The sequence below is a fragment of the Neobacillus endophyticus genome (assembly GCF_013248975.1).
Taxonomy (GTDB): Bacteria; Bacillota; Bacilli; order Bacillales; family Cytobacillaceae; genus Neobacillus; species Neobacillus endophyticus.
Map to the genome: position 1 here is coordinate 2,971,379 of NZ_JABRWH010000001.1, position 19,302 is coordinate 2,990,680.

The following is a 19,302-nucleotide window of genomic DNA, read 5'->3' on the forward strand; positions in this document are numbered from 1 at the left end:
GTAGCAATTGGCTGGAATCTCAACCGAAGCTTAACTTTTATATGTGGGCAATGGCTGGTGAAAAGTAAATCACGAAAACAGGGTTCTTGCCTAAATAGAACTCTGTTTTTTATAATCATCCAGAAGCTAAGAAAATAACAATTTGTTTTTAGAAAGGAAGGACAAGTATGATGGATATTGGGCTTTTGATTATTCGTTTAGTCATTGGTCTTACATTTGTTGGCCATAGCCTACAAAAGTTATTCGGCTGGTTTGGTGGAGCTGGTATAGCGGAAACTGGAAAATGGATTGAGTCGCTAGGGATAAAGCCAGGAGGCAAGTATTGGGCGATATATGCCGGTGTATTTGAATTGGTTGGAGGGATATTGTTTGCAGCGGGATATCTCACTTGGTTGGGTGCCGCCCTTATTGACATTATTATGATCGATGCCATTGTAACTGTTCACGGTAAAAACGGTTATTGGGCTCAAAACGGGGGGTATGAATACAATTTTGTACTTATTGCCGTGACAATTGGTGTTGCCTTAATCGGTCCCGGCCAGTACTCTCTTTTTTATCAAGCACATTAATGCCGCTATCTTTATTTTAAAAGTGATTTATATATTGCTCAAATTGTGAGCAACATTTAATACTTAAAAGGTAAAAAAATTGCAACGATTAAAGCCATTTGTGATTTCCGAACCTATCACAAATGGCTTTTTATTAGAAAAGTCCAGCTTCCCTTGCCGCTTCAATACTGTTTCTAGCAAACTCAAAAGGATCTCCTGTATTTTCCCAGTGCATATACATTAATCGTGGTTCTTCGAAAAGCCAGTGGTTATGAAAGGCAGTTACAATTATTCCCCTTCTTCGTAATGCAGTAAGCATAGGATTCACTTCTTTTTGGAGGAGTACAGATTCACCAAGATTAAGGGTTCGTCCATTTACATTGTTTTCAAAAGATAGCATAAATGGTAACGCTAAAGGTGAAAGGGTACGTCGCTCCAATATAGTCGCTTTAATATTATCCCGCAGGCGCATAACTACACATACAGGTGTGGCTTGAATAACCATACCTCCAATAATATCAGCTAATTATTGGCACGTTGAAGTATCTCAACTCATGAAAAATTCACCTCCTAGTCCAACTTTCTTACTTACTAGTTTATTCGGTGATTTTGGTCGGGATTAGACCAATATCTTAGGACAGGCTCATTTAATTTTAAAATTTCCCTTTTTAGCTGAAGGTGAAAAATATTAAGGCCATTTGTGATTTCTGAACCTAACACAAATGGCTTATTAGAATAACATAGCTTCCCTGGCTGCTTCGATACTATTAATTGCAAACTCAAACGGATCTCCAACATTTTCCCAATGCATATACATTAATCGTGGTTCCTCGAACAACCAATGGTTATGCAATGCTGTTACCGTAATACCTCTTTTGCGCAAAGCTGATAGAAATGGATTAATTTCTCTTTGGAGGATTACAGTTTCTCCAAGGTTAAGAGTCTTACCACCGATGTTATTTTCGAATGAAAGAGCAAATGGAAGTGCAAGTGGGGAACGTGTGCGGCGGCCTAAAATAGTTGCGTTAATATTTCGTAGACGTTGTACAACACAGACAGGTGTCGCTGTAATAACCATGCCCCCAATAATATCGGCAAGTTGTTGGCAAGAGGAAGTATTAATACCAGCCACAGTATTACGGGTAACATTTGTGTTGCGTCTTCTATTACTCATTGAACTTGATTCAAATTCATCATCAAATTCTCTTCGGCTCATTTATAACCATCTCCTATTCCGTATTCTCACTAGACAGTTTATTCAGTAATTTTGGACAGGACTGGACAAATTACTGAGGACAAGAACCCTTTTAATTTTTGATATTTTTTTATGTAATCTTTCTTTTTCTTATTACAAAAATGCCACATATTTGTAACAAACTATTTTTATATCTAATTGACAATCATTATCAATTGAAATAAAATTAAAAATAAGATGACATTGAAATTCATTATCAATTACCAGCTTCATTGAGGGGAATCTAAATGAGTAAAAATCTATTACTTAAATTATCAATTTTTCTATTAATATTTGGATTTGGCATACAATTTCCTGTAAAAGCAGCTGGAAATTCCAGTGAGGATATCAAAAAAGCTGAAATATCCATTGATAAAGCGATCGATTTTGCTTCGAAAGGGAATCTTTCAGAAGCACAAAAGAATTATGATCAATTTAATAATACCTGGAGAGAAATTGAAGATGGGATAAAAGCTGATTCTTCTGCAGCTTATCGAGATATCGAATCGAATATGGGAACGGTCGTTTATGCTTTTACCTTAAAGAAGCAAGATCAAGTGGTACAGGCTTTACAAAATCTAAAAGCTGTAAATGAAAAGTTTGCAAATGGCGGTTATCCAAAAGAAGCAGGATTTAAGAAAGAGGATATTTCTTTAGATGATTTTATTTTGCTTCTTCAAGAAACGAAAAAGGAAGTTAAGGAACACAAACAAACTGAAGCTCTTGAGGGAATTAAGAAGGCAAGCAGCAGTTGGTTAAGTGTTGAAGGAGTAGTGGTTGCCCAGTCTGCCTCCGTTTACAGTGATTCTGAAAGAGATTTGGTAACGATTCAAGCCATGTTAGCTGCTAATACACCAAATTATAATGCAGCTGAAAAGATTATAGATAACATGGTAAAATACCTTACTCCCTTAGCTGAAAAATCAACTTATACTTATTGGGATGCAGCAATGATCCTTATCCGTGAAGGTTTAGAGGCATTACTTGTCGTCATTGCTCTTATGTCTTTTGTAAAAAAGTCAGGAGGGGAAAAGGGAAGAGGCTGGATTTGGACTGGGGTATTATCAGGACTGGGAGTTAGCGTGGTTCTTGCCCTCATTGTTAAATTTGTGATTTCATCTGGAGCATTTGGTAATAATAATGCTCAAATTGCTGGATGGACAGGAGTATTTGCAGCAGCCATGCTATTGTATATGAGTTATTGGCTTCATAGTCAATCAAATATCGCTGATTGGAATCGGTATATTCGTGAAAAAAGCCAAACCGCATTATCGACGGGTAAACTTGTTTCATTAGGAGTCCTTGCCTTTCTTGCAGTGTTTCGTGAAGGAACTGAAACCGTTTTGTTTTATATCGGAATGGCAAGCCAAATAAAACTTCAGTCATTGCTCCTTGGTTTTCTAATCGGGGCAGCAATACTCGGAATCTTAGCTTATCTCATGGTATTTGTAGGTTTGAAATTGCCGCTTCGACCATTCTTTATGGTGTCGAGTGTGATTGTATTTTATCTTTGTATTAAATTTACAGGTATGGGCATTCACAGCCTGCAGCTTGCAGGATTCATTCAAACGACGAATACTTCTAGTATTCCAAGTATAGAATTTTTTGCACTTTATCCATCATGGGAAAGTACAATACCACAAATAATCCTCGTTATCGGTGCGGTTATTATCATTTTATCGAAGAAATTAAAAAACAAAAAACTAGTGGAGTTAAATAATATAAATAATGGGGGCAGTAAGCTAACATGAAAAAAATAACATCAATGATTTTAGCAATTGGTCTTGGAGGTTCTTTAATTTTAGCTGGTTGCAGCTCTAATAATAGTAAGGTTTCAGATGGTGTAAATAAGATGTTGGATACGACAGCACAATTATCAAAAGCAATCAATAGTGGGGACCAGGCAAAAGTACAAAAAGTTGGACCAAAATTAGAAGATCAATGGTCTTCATTTGAAGATGATGTGAAAAAGGATCATAAAGATCTTTACGAAAAAGTAGAAAAGTACCTAGACCCAACAATTGCTGGATCAGAAGCAAAAACTCTTGATAAAGAGGCGTTAGGGAATTTAAATAATCAATTAACTGATGCTTTAAAAGAGTTAGCGAATAAAACAAAATAGAAATGAAAAAACCAACTTAAATAAAGTTGGTTTTCTTGTTTATAAATGATTAATTTATACCTCACATGCTATTAAGCAACAGCTTATTAATACTACCTGCAAATGAGGGACCTTTAAAAAGCTCAGGCTTTTTTATAAAAATAGTAACCATCACATTCAATAGCCTAAGTTCATTCAATGAATTTTAGTTATTTACGCCGCTTGTATCGATTTCAATGTAAAAATTAAACGAGTGTTAATTATAAATTTATTTTCTTTTCGATCAAATAGCTTGTTCCTAAAAATAATGCAACTGTTGATTGGAATTCCATTTTCATCCAATTTTTTGTATTTCCGTTTTTTTAGGATATACTTACTTATCTCAACGCAAACAAATTAATATGATCTGCACGATAAAATGATTGCAGAACATATAAACAAACTAAAAGAAATTAGTGATATTCTATTTCCAACTATTTTCAGTTATGATTTTTTGCACTACAATATGTAATGGAGGTGATAACATGAGTATTAAAAACTTCCGTTATGACGAGGTTGGCTTGAATCGTTTCTTTGGACCGTTAGAAGCCAAGATTATGGAGATTTTATGGAATGGAAATGAAATGAGTATCAAAGAGGTTCAACAGTTAATTGAAAAAGAAAGAATGATTAATTTTAATACTGTCATGACCGTTATGAACCGGCTGGTAGAAAAGAAACTTCTTGTAAAAAGAATAGAAGGAAGAACTTCGTTTTATAGACCAATGAAAACAAAAACGGAATTTATTGACGAACAGTCTAAGAAACTAACGGAGAACCTTTTAGACGAGTTTGGTGAAATGGTAGTAAATCATATGCTTGATTCTTTGGAAGATGTGAATCAGAACTTGCTGGATAAACTTGAACAAAAACTTAACCAATTAAAAAAGGGAAAAAGAAATGATGTGGAGAAATAAATCATTTTTTGTTTTGGGTGTGGGACTTTGTATTGGGTTCGTTTTATGTATTCAAATGGGATTATATCTTATCAATATTTTGTTTGGACCAATCTTCTATGATAATATATTTCAGTTTTGTATTAAGATTTTTAAAGAGGGGACAGTTGAATATTACATTGTTCTATTTCTAGTTAATACCTATGTATTTTATACCTTGCTCATTATATGCCACAAGATGATGCAACAAGTGATAAATACAAACAAATTAAAGAAAAAAATTAGTCTTCTTGTTAATAGGGTCAAAACAAATGAAATGAACGAAAGATATTTTCGGAGTAGAAAGGATATTGTTGTCATTGATAGTAGTGAAATGATTGCTCTAACTTTTGGAATCCGAAAACCAATTATACTACTTTCTACGAAATTAATTGAAATGCTGGATATAACCGAGCTGGAAGCCGTTATTTTCCATGAAACTGCCCACCAAAAATATCATGATACCCTAAAAATTTTTGTTTTGAAAGTAATCTCTGATGTCATGTGGTATATTCCTCTTGCCAAATGGGCTTATAGAAATTTTAAAGTAATGATTGAACTTGTGGCAGATGAGTTTGCGATCACTCGAATGGGCTCTGAACTTGGAATAGGCAGTGCACTGCTAAAGTTAATAAAGACTCATTTAGATGTAAAAAACCAATCCTTACTTGTCCCTTTTGCGGATGGGACAATTGATTACCGGCTGCAACAAATTATTGAACCATACTATACATTGCCTTTTAAATTACAAACGAAGTCGATCTTTATTTCCATTAACGTCATGATCATGTCGCTTATTTTAATGATCATTGTGTAATTATTATATGAAATGGACTAATTTTGCGGGGAGTAGAAAGGAAAGACGCCCCGCAAAGTTTTTTATAAGGAATTTTTTTCAATGGTTTAAAAATAAGGCTCTGTTATAGATGAATGTTGATTTCACTGTGTTTGAAAAATAAACGGTAAAATTCCGTTTAAATTGGAAAATACCCCTATTTCCTTAAAAATAAAGGAAGTTTTTCCGTTTAATATTATCCAAATCTGTGGTTTTTGTCATATTTAGAGCAGTTAATCGGAATATCTCCTCTTATAACTGCTTCTTAAACTTCCTCTTTATACATTAGCCGGATATTCTCCGTTTATGAATTCTCGTACCTACACGAAAATCAACAATGAAAAATAACAGAGCCAAAAATAAAATAACATTAAATCCCATTGTAATTACGATTTTCAATCCAAATAAAATTTCAGAAAATAAATCATGAAGAGCCGTATTGCTTGACTGATTTCAACTCAAACACTACAATTTGTAGTGTAAGTAAACGTTTATGTAATGAAAAATTAAAATACATATCTTATTTTTAGTTACAAAATTCTAGAAAAAGAATGTCTAGAATTTTTAATATACTTTTTACACTACTTCATGTAGTGGTAATTTGAAAGGGGAAATGAAAATGGAAAAAAACCGGGAAATTGGTGCATTCTTATTAAGAATTGTTTTAGGTGTTACATTCTTTGCACATGGTTTATCAAAATTTCAAGGTGGTATTGATAATGTTGGAGGTTGGTTCCACCAAATGGGCATACCTAGTTTCTTGGCATATGTTGTTGCATCAATCGAATTGGTGGGTGGAGTCGCCATTATTTTAGGATTGGGTGTAAGAATTATTTCGGTCTTTTATGTGTTGATTATGGCAGGAGCCATTTTCATAGTAAAATTGCCGGCTGGTCTAACAGGTAACGGGAAGATGCCAGGCTATGAACTAGAACTATCTTTAATGATAATCGCCATTTACCTTGTATTAAACGGAAGTCGTCTTTTAGCAATTGATTCACTTTTATCAAAGATTAAGGGATCAGTACAAGTAGCACAAAATTAAACGCACGTCCTAGGTTGAAAAATTAGCGGTAAAAGGGACTCCAACATTCTTTATCGATGAAAAAAAATTAATGGAAACTCCTATAAAGATCTTATAGATATGGTAAATAAAGAAGCTCAAAAGTAACAGTAGTCTACTTAAAATATTGCTTAATTTACTTCCCCCTTAACTAAAAAAGTTAAGGGGCTTTATATTACTAGGTTGGCTAGTTTAAAACCTCTATAGATCATATTAATTACCTGTTTTCTTCGGTTCTCCTTGCCATTTTATTTCTTTGACCTCCCAAAATCATCAGGATTAAGCATAAAGAAAATTTCTAATACTAAGCCTAAAGTTAGCTAAAATGTAAAGAAAATAGGAGAGGTGCAGGTTTGGAAGCATTCTACCGTACTTTCATCGTTTTTGTGGCTGGATATTTGTTTTTAAGGGTTACAGGAAAAAAGGCAGTATCCCAGATGCATACATTTGATTTATTGTATATCTTTGTCCTAACTAATATTATCAGTACGCCCGTTGAGGTAGAAAATGTGGGAAAAGCCTTAATCTATGCCGGAATCACTGTTATTTTATATAAAATTTTTATCCGTTTATCCTTACATAATAAATTAAGATGGATCTTATATGAAAGTCCTACAGTTTTGATTCGAAATGGTGATATTGATCAAAAAGGACTTAAAAAAGTACGTATGCCGGTGAATGAATTATTGTCACATTTAAGGGTAAAAGGGTTTACTGATACTCAAAATATTGCTCTTGCCGTTATGGAGCAAACAGGGAGTTTAAGTGTTATACCCAAATCTGAATACCGGCCAGTTCAACCCAATGATTTAAACTTAAAAGTTACAAAGGAATATCTGCCCATCCCTCTGATCATGGAAGGTCAAATTATTTATCATAATTTAAAATATCTTCAACTAGATCAAAGCTGGCTAATGAATGAAGTAGAAAAAATGGGAGAAAAAGTAGAGAATATTATGTTAGCCACTTTTTTAGAAAATGGAAAGTTATTTATAGATAATAATGTCATTAAGGAGCATAAAAAGGATCCTTATTACTACGAGCCTGGGAGAGATAATTAATAAAACAAGGGTTTTTTGAAAGTATAAAATACTAAGTGTTTCGTGTTTTGGAAAAGGATTACTGGTGCAAATGAAGCCTCAAGAGTGAATGAAATGAAGGGAAATATAGTTCTTGATGGATTTGCTATGTTTAATCTTCACGTTTTCAAAGCACCGCTTCAAGCGATAGTCTTGATAATGTTGAATTATCAAGGCTATTTTTTATTTCCAGACTTGGCATTTGTCCCAGCCGTTACACATGCCATCAATTTACTATATGAAAATATTAAAAAAAATCTTAAAATAGTAATAGTCACCTGTTAAAAAGATTTATCATTTGCAAAACATTTAATAGAAAGCAGGTATGAACATGAAAAAAGATATGAAGAAAAAACGATTATACACTGTTGAAGAAATGAAAGAATATGTGATTAAAAAGTTTTTAGAACGAGGAGTAACATTAGAATCTATTGCGGAAATCGTTCTATATCTGCAAAAAAAATACGTCCCTGGATTAACCTTAGAAGAATCATTATTTAATGTTGAACGTGTGCTATCAAAGCGGGAAGTGCTTCATGCCATTCTTACGGGGCTTGCGTTAGATGAATTAGCTGAGAAAAACCTCCTTCCAGAACCTTTGCAATATCTAGTTGAAACGGATGAGGGATTATACGGAATTGATGAAGTACTTGTATACTCTATCGTTAATGTGTATGGATCCATTGGATATACAAATTTTGGATATGTAGATAAGGAGAAAATCGGTATTATTAAAGTGCTAGATTCTTGCCATGAAGATGGACGAGTAAATACCTTCCTCGATGACATTGTTGGGGCCGTGGCAGCAAGTGCTGCATCTCGTATAAGTCATGGAAAGAGAGATGCAGAGGAAAGACAGCTTGAACAACGAGGACAATAAATTTTAAACATTTCAGCCATTCATTCCCCCTCAAATTGCGCAATCGTTTAGGGGGGATGAATGGCTTATTTCTTTTGAAATCATCCTTCATATATTAATGACTAAATTCACCTAGTATTATTTCTCTTTTAATAAAATACTATGTGAAATTCTCTTGTCAATATTTTTAGAGATATTCGTTTTATATTTCAAATGATCCTGATAGTTCAGGTTAAATATACAAGAATACAGGATATCTAGTAGAAAATGAATAGAGTTATTAGTGGAATAGGTAGCGATTTTTGAATAAAGCTTCTCTCGGGTTGAAATTGAAAGCGTGCAATCAGCGTGATTTTTCAAACTATTTTCGCCAATACTGGATAATGCAATGATGGGTGTATTGTTTTTCTTTAGTATGTCTGCAATTTGTAATACTTCCTCTGTTTCACCTGAATAAGAAATTAAGATGGCTGTTTCCTTTGATGTGGAATTGGATGCCACATACACTTGCTCCTCCGGTAAATTCATAATTTCAACACGGTGGTTTATTCTGAGCATTTTGTGTTTGAAATCATAAGCCATTAACAGGGAATTGCTTACTCCAAATATGTAAATGATCTGAGCATGTTCTAAAAGATCAACAGCTTTTCTTAACTCCTCATTTTTTAAAAGCGATAAAGTATCTTGAATCGTTTCTTCAGCAAGATGTCCAATTTTTGAGGCCACCGCCATAAAGGAATCATGAGAATCAAAGGGATAGTTAGGGTCTATTTGAGTAAAATGCTGATTTAAGTAGTTCAGCTCTTCCAGATATTTTTCTTTCAACTCATTCCATCCGCTGAAACCTAACTTTTTGGCCAAGCGAACTACTGTTGAAGGGGAAGTATAAGTAGCGTTTGCCAAGTCTGTGGTGGATAGTTTTTCAATGTTCTCCTTTTCATGAAGAATATATTTTGCCAGGATCTCTTCAGACTTGGACAATGAATTAATGGATTCAAGTTTATTGGAAATAATCATATTAAAAGCAGTACGACTACCGAATAGAATATTTAGGATCGCATATTAAAGAAATGAAAAAAGCTGTCGAGCTGGATGGGGTTGATTTAATGGGATATACTCCTTGGGGCTGCATTGATTGTATATCCTTTACAACAGGAGAAATGAACAAACGTTACGGCTTTATCTATGTAGACAGAGACAACGAAGGAAACGGCACGCTCAATCGATCAAAAAAGATATCCTTTGACTGGTATAAAAATGTTATTGCTTCAAATGGAGAAGAAATTTAAATTTTAAAAGAATATGAAGGATTGCTGATAAGTTAAATCTTTGTTACGAGTTCTGTTAAAGAGTATAGAGCTCGTAACTATATAATTATTAATATATTTCCCCTCATTGGTATTCCTAGTTAATGAGAGTTTAGTTAAAAAAGAAAAATATGGATCAAGTATTTTCATAGTGAAGTTCATTCTCCTTAATAAGTCCTTAATCTATTTAATGGATTTTTAACTTTTTCATAGAGAAGATATGTGCTAAATTATACCAGTGTTAGTAATAGATATGGAGAGGAGAATCTTTATTATGAAAAAACGCTTGGGATTTTTATTGTCTGCATTAGTTTTGATGGCCATGATGTTAAGTGCTTGTGGAAGCACCACAAATAGTTCTTCAAATTCGGCTTCAACTACTAAAAAGACTGAAAAAACAACGCTAAAAGCAACTAGCCAAAGTAAAACTAAAGCTGTTTCAAATTCTTCAACGGGAAAAGTTGTTGATATTAAGGTGATGGCAAAAGATTTTGAATATGATAAAAAGGAAATTCATGTAAAACAGGGAGATAAGGTAAGAATCACCCTTCAAAGCGATGATGGGGGGCATGGCTTAGCCATTCCAGCATTTAACGTTGACATTCAAGGTAACAAAAGTGCTGAATTTATAGCCAATAAAAAAGGAACATTTGAATACCACTGTTCCGTAGTCTGTGGTTCAGGTCATTCTCAAATGACAGGAAAATTAATTGTAGAATAATTTTACCTTTCAAAAAAGCGATCAGCTTATACAGCTGCTTGCTTTTTTTGTTTTGTTCAGTTTGTATATGCATCTCAGAAATTTGTCTATTCATATTGATCTCTATTAATTGGTTCACTGCACAAATTCAGGTATAATTAAATTGGCTTGTAATAATAGGGAGGGATAATACGTGAAGTACATAAAAATTGGCAACACTGATTTAAGCGCTTCCAATATGATCATGGGAAATATGCGATTAACACAGCTGGCAGTTTCAGAAGCGGAAAAGCTCATTCGTACAGCCATGGAAGAAGGAATCAATTTCTTCGATCATGCGGATATTTATGGTAAAGGAAAATGTGAGGAGATTTTTGCTGAAGCGATTCAGATGAATCCAAGTACTCGTGAAAAAATGATCATCCAAAGCAAATGCGGGATCATATCACCTGAAGGTTATTTTGATTTTTCAAAAGGGCATATCATTCAATCTGTTGAAGGAATTTTAAGCCGATTAAAAACAGAATATCTTGATATATTATTGCTTCATCGTCCTGATCCGTTAATGGAACCAGAAGAAGTGGCTGAAGCATTCGAAGCCCTGCATAATAGCGGTAAAGTCAAGTATTTCGGCGTATCAAATCACAATCCAACCCAAATAGAGCTGTTACAAAAATATATACCTTATAAATTGGTTGTTAATCAAATGCAGCTTAGCATTGCACATACTCCAATGATCGATTCGGGAATTACTTTGAATATGAATATTGATCAGGCAGTGAATCGTGACAGCAGCATTTTAGAATATTGCCGTCTGCATGATATTACAGTTCAAGCTTGGTCTCCATTTCAGCATGGATTCTTTGAAGGAACATTTCTAGGTGATATAGAGCGGTATCCTGAATTAAATAAGGTGCTTGATCGTCTGGCGGAAAAATATGATGTTACGACTACAGCTATGGCTGTTGCATGGATTACCCGCCATCCTGCAAACATTCAAGTAGTGCTGGGGACAACCAACGTACAACGTATGAAAGATGCTTGTAAAGGTGCTGAAATCAAGCTAACCAGACAAGAATGGTATGAAATATATAAAGCAGCTGGAAATATCGTTCCCTAAAATTGATTGGAACGCAATTAATAGGCAAAGAGATCAAAGACATGGATTCAGAAATCTATGTCTTTTTTTTGTCTATTGGAAAAAATTGAAACCTTACCAAATTTTAGCCGTATAATTATTTTGAATAATTTTCCTGTAGGGGGTTTTAATGATGGAAATTCAAACAGAGATCAATTCAAAAAGAGAGAATCCTAGTTTATTAGGAATGTTTATGAATCCGAGTGAACAGTTTCAAAGGATTAAAGAAAAACCAAAAATCTGGGTGCCGCTTATTATTGTCAGTAGCCTATATGCTATAGGTATGGCACTAATGGCCTTTTCAATGGATGCATCTGTTTTTATTAAATCTGGAGTGTCTAAAGACCAGGCCGGGGTATTTTTAGGGTTTATGAAAGTAACTGTGGTTGTGCTAGGGATATTTTCACCCATTATTATTGTACTTATTACGAGCGCCATCCATTTGCTTATCGCCAAATTTACTAGTTCGTCGGTTTCCTTTAAACAATTATTCTCTATGAATACCTTTATCTTAATGATCAGTGCAATCGGACTGATTCTAAATATGGCTATTAGACAAGCTATTGGCGGGAATCCAGAAATCTATCTTACTAGCTTGGCAGGCTTATTGAATCAAGATAAATCAGGATATTTGGGATCAATTGAAGTATTTCGAATTTGGTCGACCATTTTAACAGCCATCGGTCTTCATAGAACAGCTCAATTTTCAAAGGGACTTGCTTGGACAATTGCCATTGTTTTCTTCTTGATTGGAATAGGGTTTGGATTAATTGGAACTTCATTTCAAAGTGCTCCGAAGCTATAAACAATTTGTTTTGAAAAAAGAAACCTAGGAATTGAAAGGAGAAAAGGCCAATATAGTCCCAGCAAAAGTTTGAAAGGGGCTTTTTAGCTGCGTGAAAATAATGAATAAGAAAACATGGATTGCACTTGGTGTTGTCTGTCTGGTGGCCAGCATGATATTTGTTGGCGTATATCGTCAAGCGATTGCTAAAGGTCCAGCCGTTAAGACAGTCAAAATGGCAGAGGAAGAGATTTCATCGCTTTTGCTCGTTCCTGGAACAGTGAAACTGCAAGAGGAGCAGTTTGTATATCCGACACCTGACAAAGGAGAGGTTAAAGAATTGCTTGTGAAAGAGGGGCAGACTGTTAAGAAAGGAACCATTCTTCTCAGGCTGAAAAACAATCAGCTGGAGCTGGAAACAGAACAAAATACACTGGCCATTGAAACGGCAAATTTAAAATTGGAACAAATATCTCAAAAAATCAGCGATTTAAATGATAAAGAAAAAACACTGGCTAAAACAGCAGGTGAAGAAGAAGCAAAGAAGCAGCTGAAACCTGACTACGAGCAGCTCGATATGGACAAGAAATTGGCGGATTTGGATATAAAACAAGCCATGCTGCAAAAGAATATGATTCAAAAACGCCAAAGTGAATTAGAGATTAAAAGTACTATTGATGGAATCGTTCTTTCAGCAGAGTTACCGTCAGCTTCTACGGCAACAGGTGCAGTCTCAGAACCAATCATACATATTGGCAAGCTTGAAGGCATGACGGCCATTGGCCTTCTATCTGAATATGACACATTAAAAGTAAAGAAGGGCCAAAAGGTTAATTTACGCTCTGATGCTGTCCCTGATCAGGAATGGAATGGTGTGGTAATAGATATCGGCTACCTTCCGCAGCAAAGCCAGCAAGGACAGGAAAATAACAGTCAAGCTGTACAATATCCAGTAACAGTGAAAATATCCGGTGATACAAAGGCGATAAAGCCAGGATTTCAGGTAACGATGGAGGTTGAGACTGACAAGAAACGGGCCATGGTCCTTCCGAATACAGCCATACATGATGATGGGGATCAGCCATACGTATTTTTGGTGAAGAGCGGTAAGGTTCATAAGCAGCAAGTAAAAACAGGGACAGAATCAGGAAAAAAAATCGAGATATTATCTGGGGTGACGATGGAAGATCATGTTATTGCTAATAGTTCGGATGATATGAAGGATGGGATGGATGTGACTGTAAAATGATTCAGCTAGAGTCCATCTGTAAATCTTTTTTTCTTGGAAAAGAAGAAATAAAAGTGTTAAACGATATTAGCATTACCATTGAAGATGGTGAATTTGTAGCAATAATGGGTCCTTCCGGATCCGGAAAATCAACGTTAATGAATATTATTGGCTGTTTAGATAAACCAACAACTGGTTCCTACTTTCTTGATGATGAAAATGTTTCGGGATATAACGATAAGGAACTTGCCCGAGTGAGGAATCAATCGATTGGTTTTGTGTTTCAGCAATTCCATCTTCTTCCTCGGCTATCAGCTCTAAAAAATGTGGAACTGCCCATGATATATGCAGGAATATCGAAAGCAGAGAGACATGAAAGGGCTGAGGACGCCTTAATGAAAGTGGGGCTGTCAGAGCGGATGAATCATCTGCCGCATGCCCTTTCAGGAGGACAAAAGCAGCGTGTTGCGATCGCCAGAGCGATTGTTAATAAACCGAAGCTTATTTTAGCAGATGAGCCGACAGGAGCTCTTGATACAAAAACGAGTATGTCTATTATGCAACAATTTAAGGAGCTAAATAGAGAAGGCGTCACCGTAGTGGTTGTTACACATGAGCCAGAAGTAGCAGAGTATGCTAATAGAACGATTATGGTTAGAGATGGAAAGGTCCTGTCTCCTTCTATAGAGAGGGGGCCATTGTCTTGAAGTTTTTTGAAAGTTTAATCATGGCATTAAGCTCGTTAAAAGCTCATAAAATGCGGAGCATCTTGACCATGCTTGGAATTGTAATCGGCGTGGGTGCAGTTATTATCGTGGTAGCTATTGGGCAGGGCGGAGAAGCTATGCTGAAAACCCAAATAACTGGGCCGGGAAATACAGTTCAGGTGTATTATCAGCCCTCCGATGAAGAAATGCGAGCCAATCCCAACATTCTTCAGCAGGCACCATTTAAACAAGAGGATATCATTGCTCTTGAGCAAATTCCTGAAGTGAAAAGGGTGGTGGCATCGAGTACGAAAATGTCGAGTGTTAGATATGAAAAGGATGCTAAAGAAGTATCTGTTACAGGGGTTAATCAAGCCTATTTAAAGGTAAATCAATTAAAGACAGCTGAGGGCCGGAATTTCTCCATTATAGATTTTCTTGGGGCAAGACGAGCTGGGATTATTAGTAATAAATTAAAGGAGGAATTATTTAAGGGGAAAAATCCAGTTGGGAAAATAATCACAGTGGCAAATCAGCCAATTGAAATTATTGGTGTACTGGAAAAACCTACAGGGCTACTGGCATTTGGATCCATGGAAGTGTATCTTCCTTCTCAAACATGGAAGATCATTTATGGCAGTGGCGATTATACCCAGGTAACGCTCCAGGCGGCTTCTGCTGAACAGCTTCAAACAGCTGGCAAGCAGGCAGCCAAGTTGCTTAATCATCGTCATAATACTAAAAAATCGTATCAGGTTATTAATATGGAAGAGATTGCTCAAGGAATTGGCCAGGTGACCAATATCATGACCCTGATTATTGGCAGCATTGCCGGGATTTCTTTATTTGTGGGCGGGATTGGAGTTATGAATATCATGCTTGTCTCCGTTACAGAACGTACTCGAGAAATTGGCATCCGGATGGCACTAGGGGCAACAAGAGGACAAGTATTAACCCAATTCTTAATTGAATCCATGACCTTAACCTTAATTGGCGGCATCCTGGGGATTTTACTAGGATGGGGAGCGGCAGAAGTAGCAAGCCTCATTGCTGGCTGGCCATCTTTAATTTCCTGGGAAGTAGTCGTCGGCGGTGTCTTATTTTCGATGATCATTGGAATCATATTTGGAATATTGCCAGCAAATAAAGCATCCAAATTGGATCCCATTGAATCGCTGCGATATGAATAATTCCGTTTTTCAGGAGATTGGTGCCTGACACCAATCTCCTGAAATTTTCATAATCATTAGTTAAGCTTTTGTGAATAGCAAAATGTATTTTTGATTTTTTTAATAGGTTTTCTGCATCGTTTTTTAGATTCTTCATTTATTTGATTTAGGGGAGTTTGGATGATAGAAAAGGTTTGGATATTATTTTTGGTTCTGGGCCTAGACACTTTATAGGAATATACTAATTTTAGTTAAAATATTGAAAACGGTTACAATAATTTTTAAATTTTTTAACGAGTAATTGAATCGGTTTTTTAGAGAGTCTAAAATACATTTCGACAATATCCATCTTTTTTCTGAGTTTATTTTACTAATTAAATTTCATAAAATCCGTTAATCACAAAATTTAATTAGGTTAACCTGAGATTCACACAGAAAAGTTAGTATTAGTGGTGAAATTTGTCGATAAGGTCTAGTTTACAAATTGTCATTTTACTACAATAATTATAATTATATTAATATTCTAATTAATTCATCCGTGTGTCGACCTCAATGAGAAACATCCCCTTTCAAGAAGGAATATTGGTATCAGATAATCTTAGAGGAGGCATCATGTAAATGGTTTATCAGGAAAAGCCTTGGCTTAAATTTTATGACCCGAGAATTGAAGAGCATGTGCAAATTGAACACACCTCTTTGTATGACTTTTTACAACATGCTACATCCCGTTATCAATCGAATCCCGCCTTTACTTTTATGGGGAATGTTTGGTCATTCCAAGAAACTAAAGCGGTTACAGACCGATTTGCTTCTGCACTGAATAAAGCAGGATTTACCAAAGGAGATCGCTTGGCGATCATGCTTCCTAATTCCCCGCATTACCTGTTTACTTTATTTGGGGTTTTTTGCTTGGGCGGAATAGCTGTTCAAGTGAATCCGATGTATGTAGAAAGGGAAATTGAACATGTATTAAATGATTCTGGCGCAGAGTATATGATTGTATATGATGCCCTATATCCAAGAGTTAAACAGGTTCAGCCTGATACCTCTTTAAAAAAGATCATTGTTGTTAGTTTTAGCGGTTCAAAAATGGAACTTGCTGATGGAGATCAATATTTTAATGAAATCCTCGTACATGATATCCATATTCCTAAGGTTGAGATAAATCGTGATCGTGATGTTGCATTATTGCAATATACAGGCGGCACGACAGGTCCCTCCAAAGGTGTAATGCTTACCCACACTAATTTATTGGCAAACTTCAACCAAGTATGTGATTTTGCTTACAAAGCATGTGATCAAAGACCGGAAAATTTAAAAATGATATCAGTTCTGCCGTTTTTCCATGTATATGGCCTTTCTAGTGTTGCGTTATGCGGTATACGCGAAGGGGCCAATCAGATTATACTGCCCCGATTTGACCCGAAAGAAATTATGGAAATTGTTAAGCGAGAAAAACCTTTCCAATTCTCAGGGGTGCCTACAATGTTCTTAGCGCTAAACAGTCAGCCTGAACTAGAGGATAGCGGTTTTGAAGAATTTTATTACATAAGCTGCGGCGGAGCCCCGCTTCCAATAGAAGCAGCTAAATTATTTGAAAAAAGAACAAGCGTAAAGCTTCTGGATGGGTATGGTCTTTCCGAGGCAGCACCAACTGTTATTTTTAATCCGCCGTTTGTACCAAGGAAATTTGGCAGTGTTGGAATTCCTGTTCAAAGTACAATCGCGAGAGTTGTCTATGAAACGGATGAAGGATATGTAGACGCTCCTGTCGGAAAAGCAGGAGAGCTGATTATTAAAGGTCCACAAGTAATGAAAGGATATTGGAATCGTCCTGAAGAGACAGCGGCAGTTTTGAAGGATGGGTGGTTGTTTACAGGTGACATTGCCAAAATGGATGAAGATGGATATTTCTACATAGTGGACCGTAAAAAGGATATGATTATTGCCAGTGGTTTCAATGTGTATCCTAGTGAAATTGAAGAAATTTTATATCAGCTTGAAGCAGTTGAAGAAGCTCTCGTTGTTGGAGTTCCTGATCCATATCGCGGAGAAACCGTAAAAGCGTTTGTCAAACTTAAACAAGGCTATTCTCTAACGGAAGAAGAGATCAAACAGTTTGGGAGAGAGAATCTGGCACCTTATAAAGCACCAAAAGATGTTGAAATCCTTTCGGAGCTACCCAAGTCTTCTGTTGGAAAACTGCTTCGCAGAGTATTAAGAGACCAGCAGACATCAAAAGTAAACGCTTAAATGATTATAGGGGGGTATCTAATGACTATTCAAGAGCTATTCAGTTTAAAAGGAAAAACAGCTATTGTTACTGGAGGAGGCCGCGGCTTAGGGCAGCAAATTGCTGAAATATATGCAGAAGCAGGAGCAAATGTCGTAGTTTGTTCAAGAAATTTGGAGGCTTGTCAGGAGTTGAGTGATTCACTTAAGGAGCGAGGAGTACGTTCACTTGCATTTAAATGTGATGTATCTAGCTCTGATGACATTCAATATGTAGTTGATGAGACATTAAAGGAGTTTGGCAGGATTGATATTTTAGTCAATAACAGTGGGACAAGCTGGGGTGCGTCAGCATTGGAAATGCCTGCTGATAAATGGGATAAAGTGATGGATATCAACCTAAGAGCCGTTTTCTTATTCTCCCAGGCTGTTGGTAAAATAATGGTGGAGCAGCGTTCCGGAAAAATTATCAATATTGCTTCTATTGCTGGAATGGGCGGTCAGGATCCGCAGGTAATGGATGCCATTGGCTATTCAACAAGCAAGGGAGCGGTAATTTCCTTTACAAAGGATCTTGCAGTTAAATTGGCGCCATTCAATGTTCATGTTAATGCGATTGCGCCAGGATTTTTCCCGACAAAAATGACGAAAACCATTTTAGGATATTCCGGAGAGAAAATTCTCGAACGAACACCTGCAGGCCGTTTTGGTTCTGATGAAGATATGAAAGGACCAGCTTTATTTCTTGCATCGGCTGCATCCGATTATGTATTTGGCCATATTCTTGCTGTTGACGGTGGAACGGTTGCTGGTGTTCAATAAATCACAACCTAGGATGGAATGGGCCAATAATCAGTTGGATAGATAGAAGGAATTTTAGATGGAAGTCAATAATGAAGACCAGATAGCGTATTACAAAAGACTTGAATCAGAAATGAATAAAACCATACATGCCTTTGCAAATTGCCGTACTTTTACCAGGGCATTTGGAAAGGCATTTGATGCACATTTGAAAAGAGTGAGAATTCAAAGAAGGTTAACAACTAAGTGGTTAAAGTGCGCAAACATCCCGAATAAGGATGAAATAGCAATAATCTCAGAAAAAATGGTAGAGTGTGAAGAAAAAATAGATATGTTGGATGAAACAATTTACTTAGCAGCTCTAACATTTAAAGAGAACCAAAGTAAACTGAGAATGCTTCGAAATGCGTGTGAAGAAATGTTGAATCTCCTTGAAAAAGAAGTGAAAGAAATACAAGTACGAAAAATAAAGTCCCTTGAAAGTGATTTGAGGGAATTACAGCATTTATTCAATATGGAAATGATGGATATGGAGGAGTAAAA

Annotated in this window: 21 protein-coding genes and 1 pseudogene; 19 read left to right on the forward strand and 3 right to left on the reverse strand. The window is 36.0% G+C overall.

Annotated elements, in window-relative coordinates; genetic code table 11:
• Positions 1-167: 167 nt before the first annotated feature.
• Positions 168-569 carry a DoxX family protein gene (locus HPT25_RS14680; protein WP_173065512.1) on the forward strand — a complete coding sequence of 134 codons (402 nt, stop codon included), beginning with the start codon at positions 168-170 and terminating at the stop codon, positions 567-569.
• Between the two features lie 133 nt (positions 570-702).
• Here HPT25_RS14680 and HPT25_RS14685 read toward each other — a convergent pair whose 3' ends face one another.
• Entirely contained in the window at positions 703-1,065 is a 363-nt protein-coding gene (locus tag HPT25_RS14685) for a DUF1259 domain-containing protein (protein ID WP_312857348.1), read from the reverse strand.
• A 213-nt stretch (positions 1,066-1,278) separates the two neighbouring features.
• On the reverse strand, positions 1,279-1,764 hold the full coding sequence (locus tag HPT25_RS14690; RefSeq protein ID WP_246277194.1) for a DUF1259 domain-containing protein: 486 nt from the start codon (positions 1,762-1,764) through the stop codon (positions 1,279-1,281).
• Between the two features lie 266 nt (positions 1,765-2,030).
• Between HPT25_RS14690 and HPT25_RS14695 the strand changes: the two genes are divergently transcribed.
• The 8 genes from HPT25_RS14695 to HPT25_RS14730 all read left to right on the forward strand — a co-directional run bounded on the left by HPT25_RS14695 (position 2,031) and on the right by HPT25_RS14730 (position 8,714).
• Complete coding sequence (locus tag HPT25_RS14695; RefSeq protein ID WP_173065518.1) at positions 2,031-3,533, forward strand: FTR1 family iron permease; 1,503 nt, start codon at positions 2,031-2,033, stop codon at positions 3,531-3,533.
• Entirely contained in the window at positions 3,530-3,904 is a 375-nt protein-coding gene (locus HPT25_RS14700) for a hypothetical protein (RefSeq protein WP_173065521.1), read from the forward strand. Before HPT25_RS14695 ends, HPT25_RS14700 begins: the two co-directional genes overlap by 4 nt.
• A 503-nt stretch (positions 3,905-4,407) precedes the next feature.
• On the forward strand, positions 4,408-4,839 hold the full coding sequence (locus HPT25_RS14705; RefSeq protein ID WP_173065524.1) for a BlaI/MecI/CopY family transcriptional regulator: 432 nt from the start codon (positions 4,408-4,410) through the stop codon (positions 4,837-4,839).
• 55 nt (positions 4,840-4,894) lie between these two features.
• Complete coding sequence (locus tag HPT25_RS14710) at positions 4,895-5,674, forward strand: M56 family metallopeptidase (RefSeq protein ID WP_246277345.1); 780 nt, start codon at positions 4,895-4,897, stop codon at positions 5,672-5,674.
• 637 nt (positions 5,675-6,311) lie between these two features.
• Complete coding sequence (locus HPT25_RS14715) at positions 6,312-6,737, forward strand: DoxX family protein (protein WP_173065530.1); 426 nt, start codon at positions 6,312-6,314, stop codon at positions 6,735-6,737.
• A 371-nt stretch (positions 6,738-7,108) separates the two neighbouring features.
• Positions 7,109-7,816, forward strand: coding sequence for a DUF421 domain-containing protein (locus tag HPT25_RS14720; RefSeq protein WP_173065533.1), 708 nt, complete (start codon positions 7,109-7,111; stop codon positions 7,814-7,816).
• Between the two features lie 42 nt (positions 7,817-7,858).
• A complete protein-coding gene (locus tag HPT25_RS14725; protein WP_217269717.1) occupies positions 7,859-8,119 on the forward strand; it encodes a hypothetical protein in 261 nt (86 codons plus the stop codon).
• Between the two features lie 40 nt (positions 8,120-8,159).
• Positions 8,160-8,714 carry a phosphatidylglycerophosphatase A family protein gene (locus HPT25_RS14730; RefSeq protein WP_376767930.1) on the forward strand — a complete coding sequence of 185 codons (555 nt, stop codon included), beginning with the start codon at positions 8,160-8,162 and terminating at the stop codon, positions 8,712-8,714.
• A gap of 117 nt (positions 8,715-8,831) precedes the next feature.
• On the opposite strand, the gene HPT25_RS14735 is transcribed toward HPT25_RS14730, so the two are convergent.
• Positions 8,832-9,710, reverse strand: coding sequence for a MurR/RpiR family transcriptional regulator (locus HPT25_RS14735; RefSeq protein ID WP_173065538.1), 879 nt, complete (start codon positions 9,708-9,710; stop codon positions 8,832-8,834).
• A 20-nt stretch (positions 9,711-9,730) separates the two neighbouring features.
• Between HPT25_RS14735 and HPT25_RS14740 the strand changes: the two are divergent.
• The 10 genes and pseudogenes from HPT25_RS14740 to HPT25_RS14785 form a co-directional block, all read left to right on the forward strand.
• Positions 9,731-9,982: pseudogene (locus HPT25_RS14740) on the forward strand (family 1 glycosylhydrolase); the annotation flags it as partial.
• Between the two features lie 292 nt (positions 9,983-10,274).
• A complete protein-coding gene (locus tag HPT25_RS14745; protein ID WP_173065540.1) occupies positions 10,275-10,721 on the forward strand; it encodes a cupredoxin domain-containing protein in 447 nt (148 codons plus the stop codon).
• A gap of 172 nt (positions 10,722-10,893) precedes the next feature.
• Complete coding sequence (locus tag HPT25_RS14750; RefSeq protein WP_173065543.1) at positions 10,894-11,820, forward strand: aldo/keto reductase; 927 nt, start codon at positions 10,894-10,896, stop codon at positions 11,818-11,820.
• 151 nt (positions 11,821-11,971) lie between these two features.
• Positions 11,972-12,643, forward strand: a complete 672-nt coding sequence (gene yknW, locus HPT25_RS14755) for a YknW family membrane protein (protein WP_173071146.1) — start codon at positions 11,972-11,974, stop codon at positions 12,641-12,643.
• 100 nt (positions 12,644-12,743) lie between these two features.
• The gene (locus HPT25_RS14760) at positions 12,744-13,871 is read left to right on the forward strand and encodes an efflux RND transporter periplasmic adaptor subunit (RefSeq protein ID WP_173071148.1); all 1,128 of its coding nucleotides are present in this window, start codon (positions 12,744-12,746) and stop codon (positions 13,869-13,871) included.
• Positions 13,868-14,557, forward strand: a complete 690-nt coding sequence (locus HPT25_RS14765) for an ABC transporter ATP-binding protein (protein ID WP_173065546.1) — start codon at positions 13,868-13,870, stop codon at positions 14,555-14,557. Before HPT25_RS14760 ends, HPT25_RS14765 begins: the two co-directional genes overlap by 4 nt.
• The gene (locus HPT25_RS14770; protein WP_173065549.1) at positions 14,554-15,747 is read left to right on the forward strand and encodes an ABC transporter permease; all 1,194 of its coding nucleotides are present in this window, start codon (positions 14,554-14,556) and stop codon (positions 15,745-15,747) included. Before HPT25_RS14765 ends, HPT25_RS14770 begins: the two co-directional genes overlap by 4 nt.
• Positions 15,748-16,344: 597 nt before the next feature.
• Positions 16,345-17,979, forward strand: coding sequence for a long-chain-fatty-acid--CoA ligase (locus HPT25_RS14775; protein ID WP_173065552.1), 1,635 nt, complete (start codon positions 16,345-16,347; stop codon positions 17,977-17,979).
• Between the two features lie 21 nt (positions 17,980-18,000).
• Positions 18,001-18,780 carry an SDR family oxidoreductase gene (locus HPT25_RS14780; RefSeq protein ID WP_173065555.1) on the forward strand — a complete coding sequence of 260 codons (780 nt, stop codon included), beginning with the start codon at positions 18,001-18,003 and terminating at the stop codon, positions 18,778-18,780.
• Positions 18,781-18,838: 58 nt separating this feature from the next.
• Positions 18,839-19,300, forward strand: a complete 462-nt coding sequence (locus HPT25_RS14785; RefSeq protein WP_173065558.1) for a hypothetical protein — start codon at positions 18,839-18,841, stop codon at positions 19,298-19,300.
• Positions 19,301-19,302 lie beyond the last annotated feature (2 nt).

Excerpts from the sequence above, each read along its gene's own strand:
- HPT25_RS14680 (WP_173065512.1), top strand. The coding sequence starts at position 168 with ATGATGGATATTGGGCTTTTGATTATTCGTTTAGTCATTGGTCTTACA.
- HPT25_RS14760 (WP_173071148.1), top strand. The coding sequence starts at position 12,744 with ATGAATAAGAAAACATGGATTGCACTTGGTGTTGTCTGTCTGGTGGCC.
- HPT25_RS14730 (WP_376767930.1), top strand. The coding sequence starts at position 8,160 with ATGAACATGAAAAAAGATATGAAGAAAAAACGATTATACACTGTTGAA.
- HPT25_RS14710 (WP_246277345.1), top strand. The coding sequence starts at position 4,895 with ATGGGATTATATCTTATCAATATTTTGTTTGGACCAATCTTCTATGAT.
- yknW (WP_173071146.1), top strand. The coding sequence starts at position 11,972 with ATGGAAATTCAAACAGAGATCAATTCAAAAAGAGAGAATCCTAGTTTA.
- HPT25_RS14695 (WP_173065518.1), top strand. The coding sequence starts at position 2,031 with ATGAGTAAAAATCTATTACTTAAATTATCAATTTTTCTATTAATATTT.
- HPT25_RS14700 (WP_173065521.1), top strand. The coding sequence starts at position 3,530 with ATGAAAAAAATAACATCAATGATTTTAGCAATTGGTCTTGGAGGTTCT.
- HPT25_RS14690 (WP_246277194.1), bottom strand. The coding sequence starts at position 1,764 with ATGAGCCGAAGAGAATTTGATGATGAATTTGAATCAAGTTCAATGAGT.
- HPT25_RS14745 (WP_173065540.1), top strand. The coding sequence starts at position 10,275 with ATGAAAAAACGCTTGGGATTTTTATTGTCTGCATTAGTTTTGATGGCC.
- HPT25_RS14780 (WP_173065555.1), top strand. The coding sequence starts at position 18,001 with ATGACTATTCAAGAGCTATTCAGTTTAAAAGGAAAAACAGCTATTGTT.
- HPT25_RS14735 (WP_173065538.1), bottom strand. The coding sequence starts at position 9,710 with ATGATTATTTCCAATAAACTTGAATCCATTAATTCATTGTCCAAGTCT.
- HPT25_RS14785 (WP_173065558.1), top strand. The coding sequence starts at position 18,839 with ATGGAAGTCAATAATGAAGACCAGATAGCGTATTACAAAAGACTTGAA.
- HPT25_RS14705 (WP_173065524.1), top strand. The coding sequence starts at position 4,408 with ATGAGTATTAAAAACTTCCGTTATGACGAGGTTGGCTTGAATCGTTTC.
- HPT25_RS14775 (WP_173065552.1), top strand. The coding sequence starts at position 16,345 with ATGGTTTATCAGGAAAAGCCTTGGCTTAAATTTTATGACCCGAGAATT.
- HPT25_RS14765 (WP_173065546.1), top strand. The coding sequence starts at position 13,868 with ATGATTCAGCTAGAGTCCATCTGTAAATCTTTTTTTCTTGGAAAAGAA.
- HPT25_RS14715 (WP_173065530.1), top strand. The coding sequence starts at position 6,312 with ATGGAAAAAAACCGGGAAATTGGTGCATTCTTATTAAGAATTGTTTTA.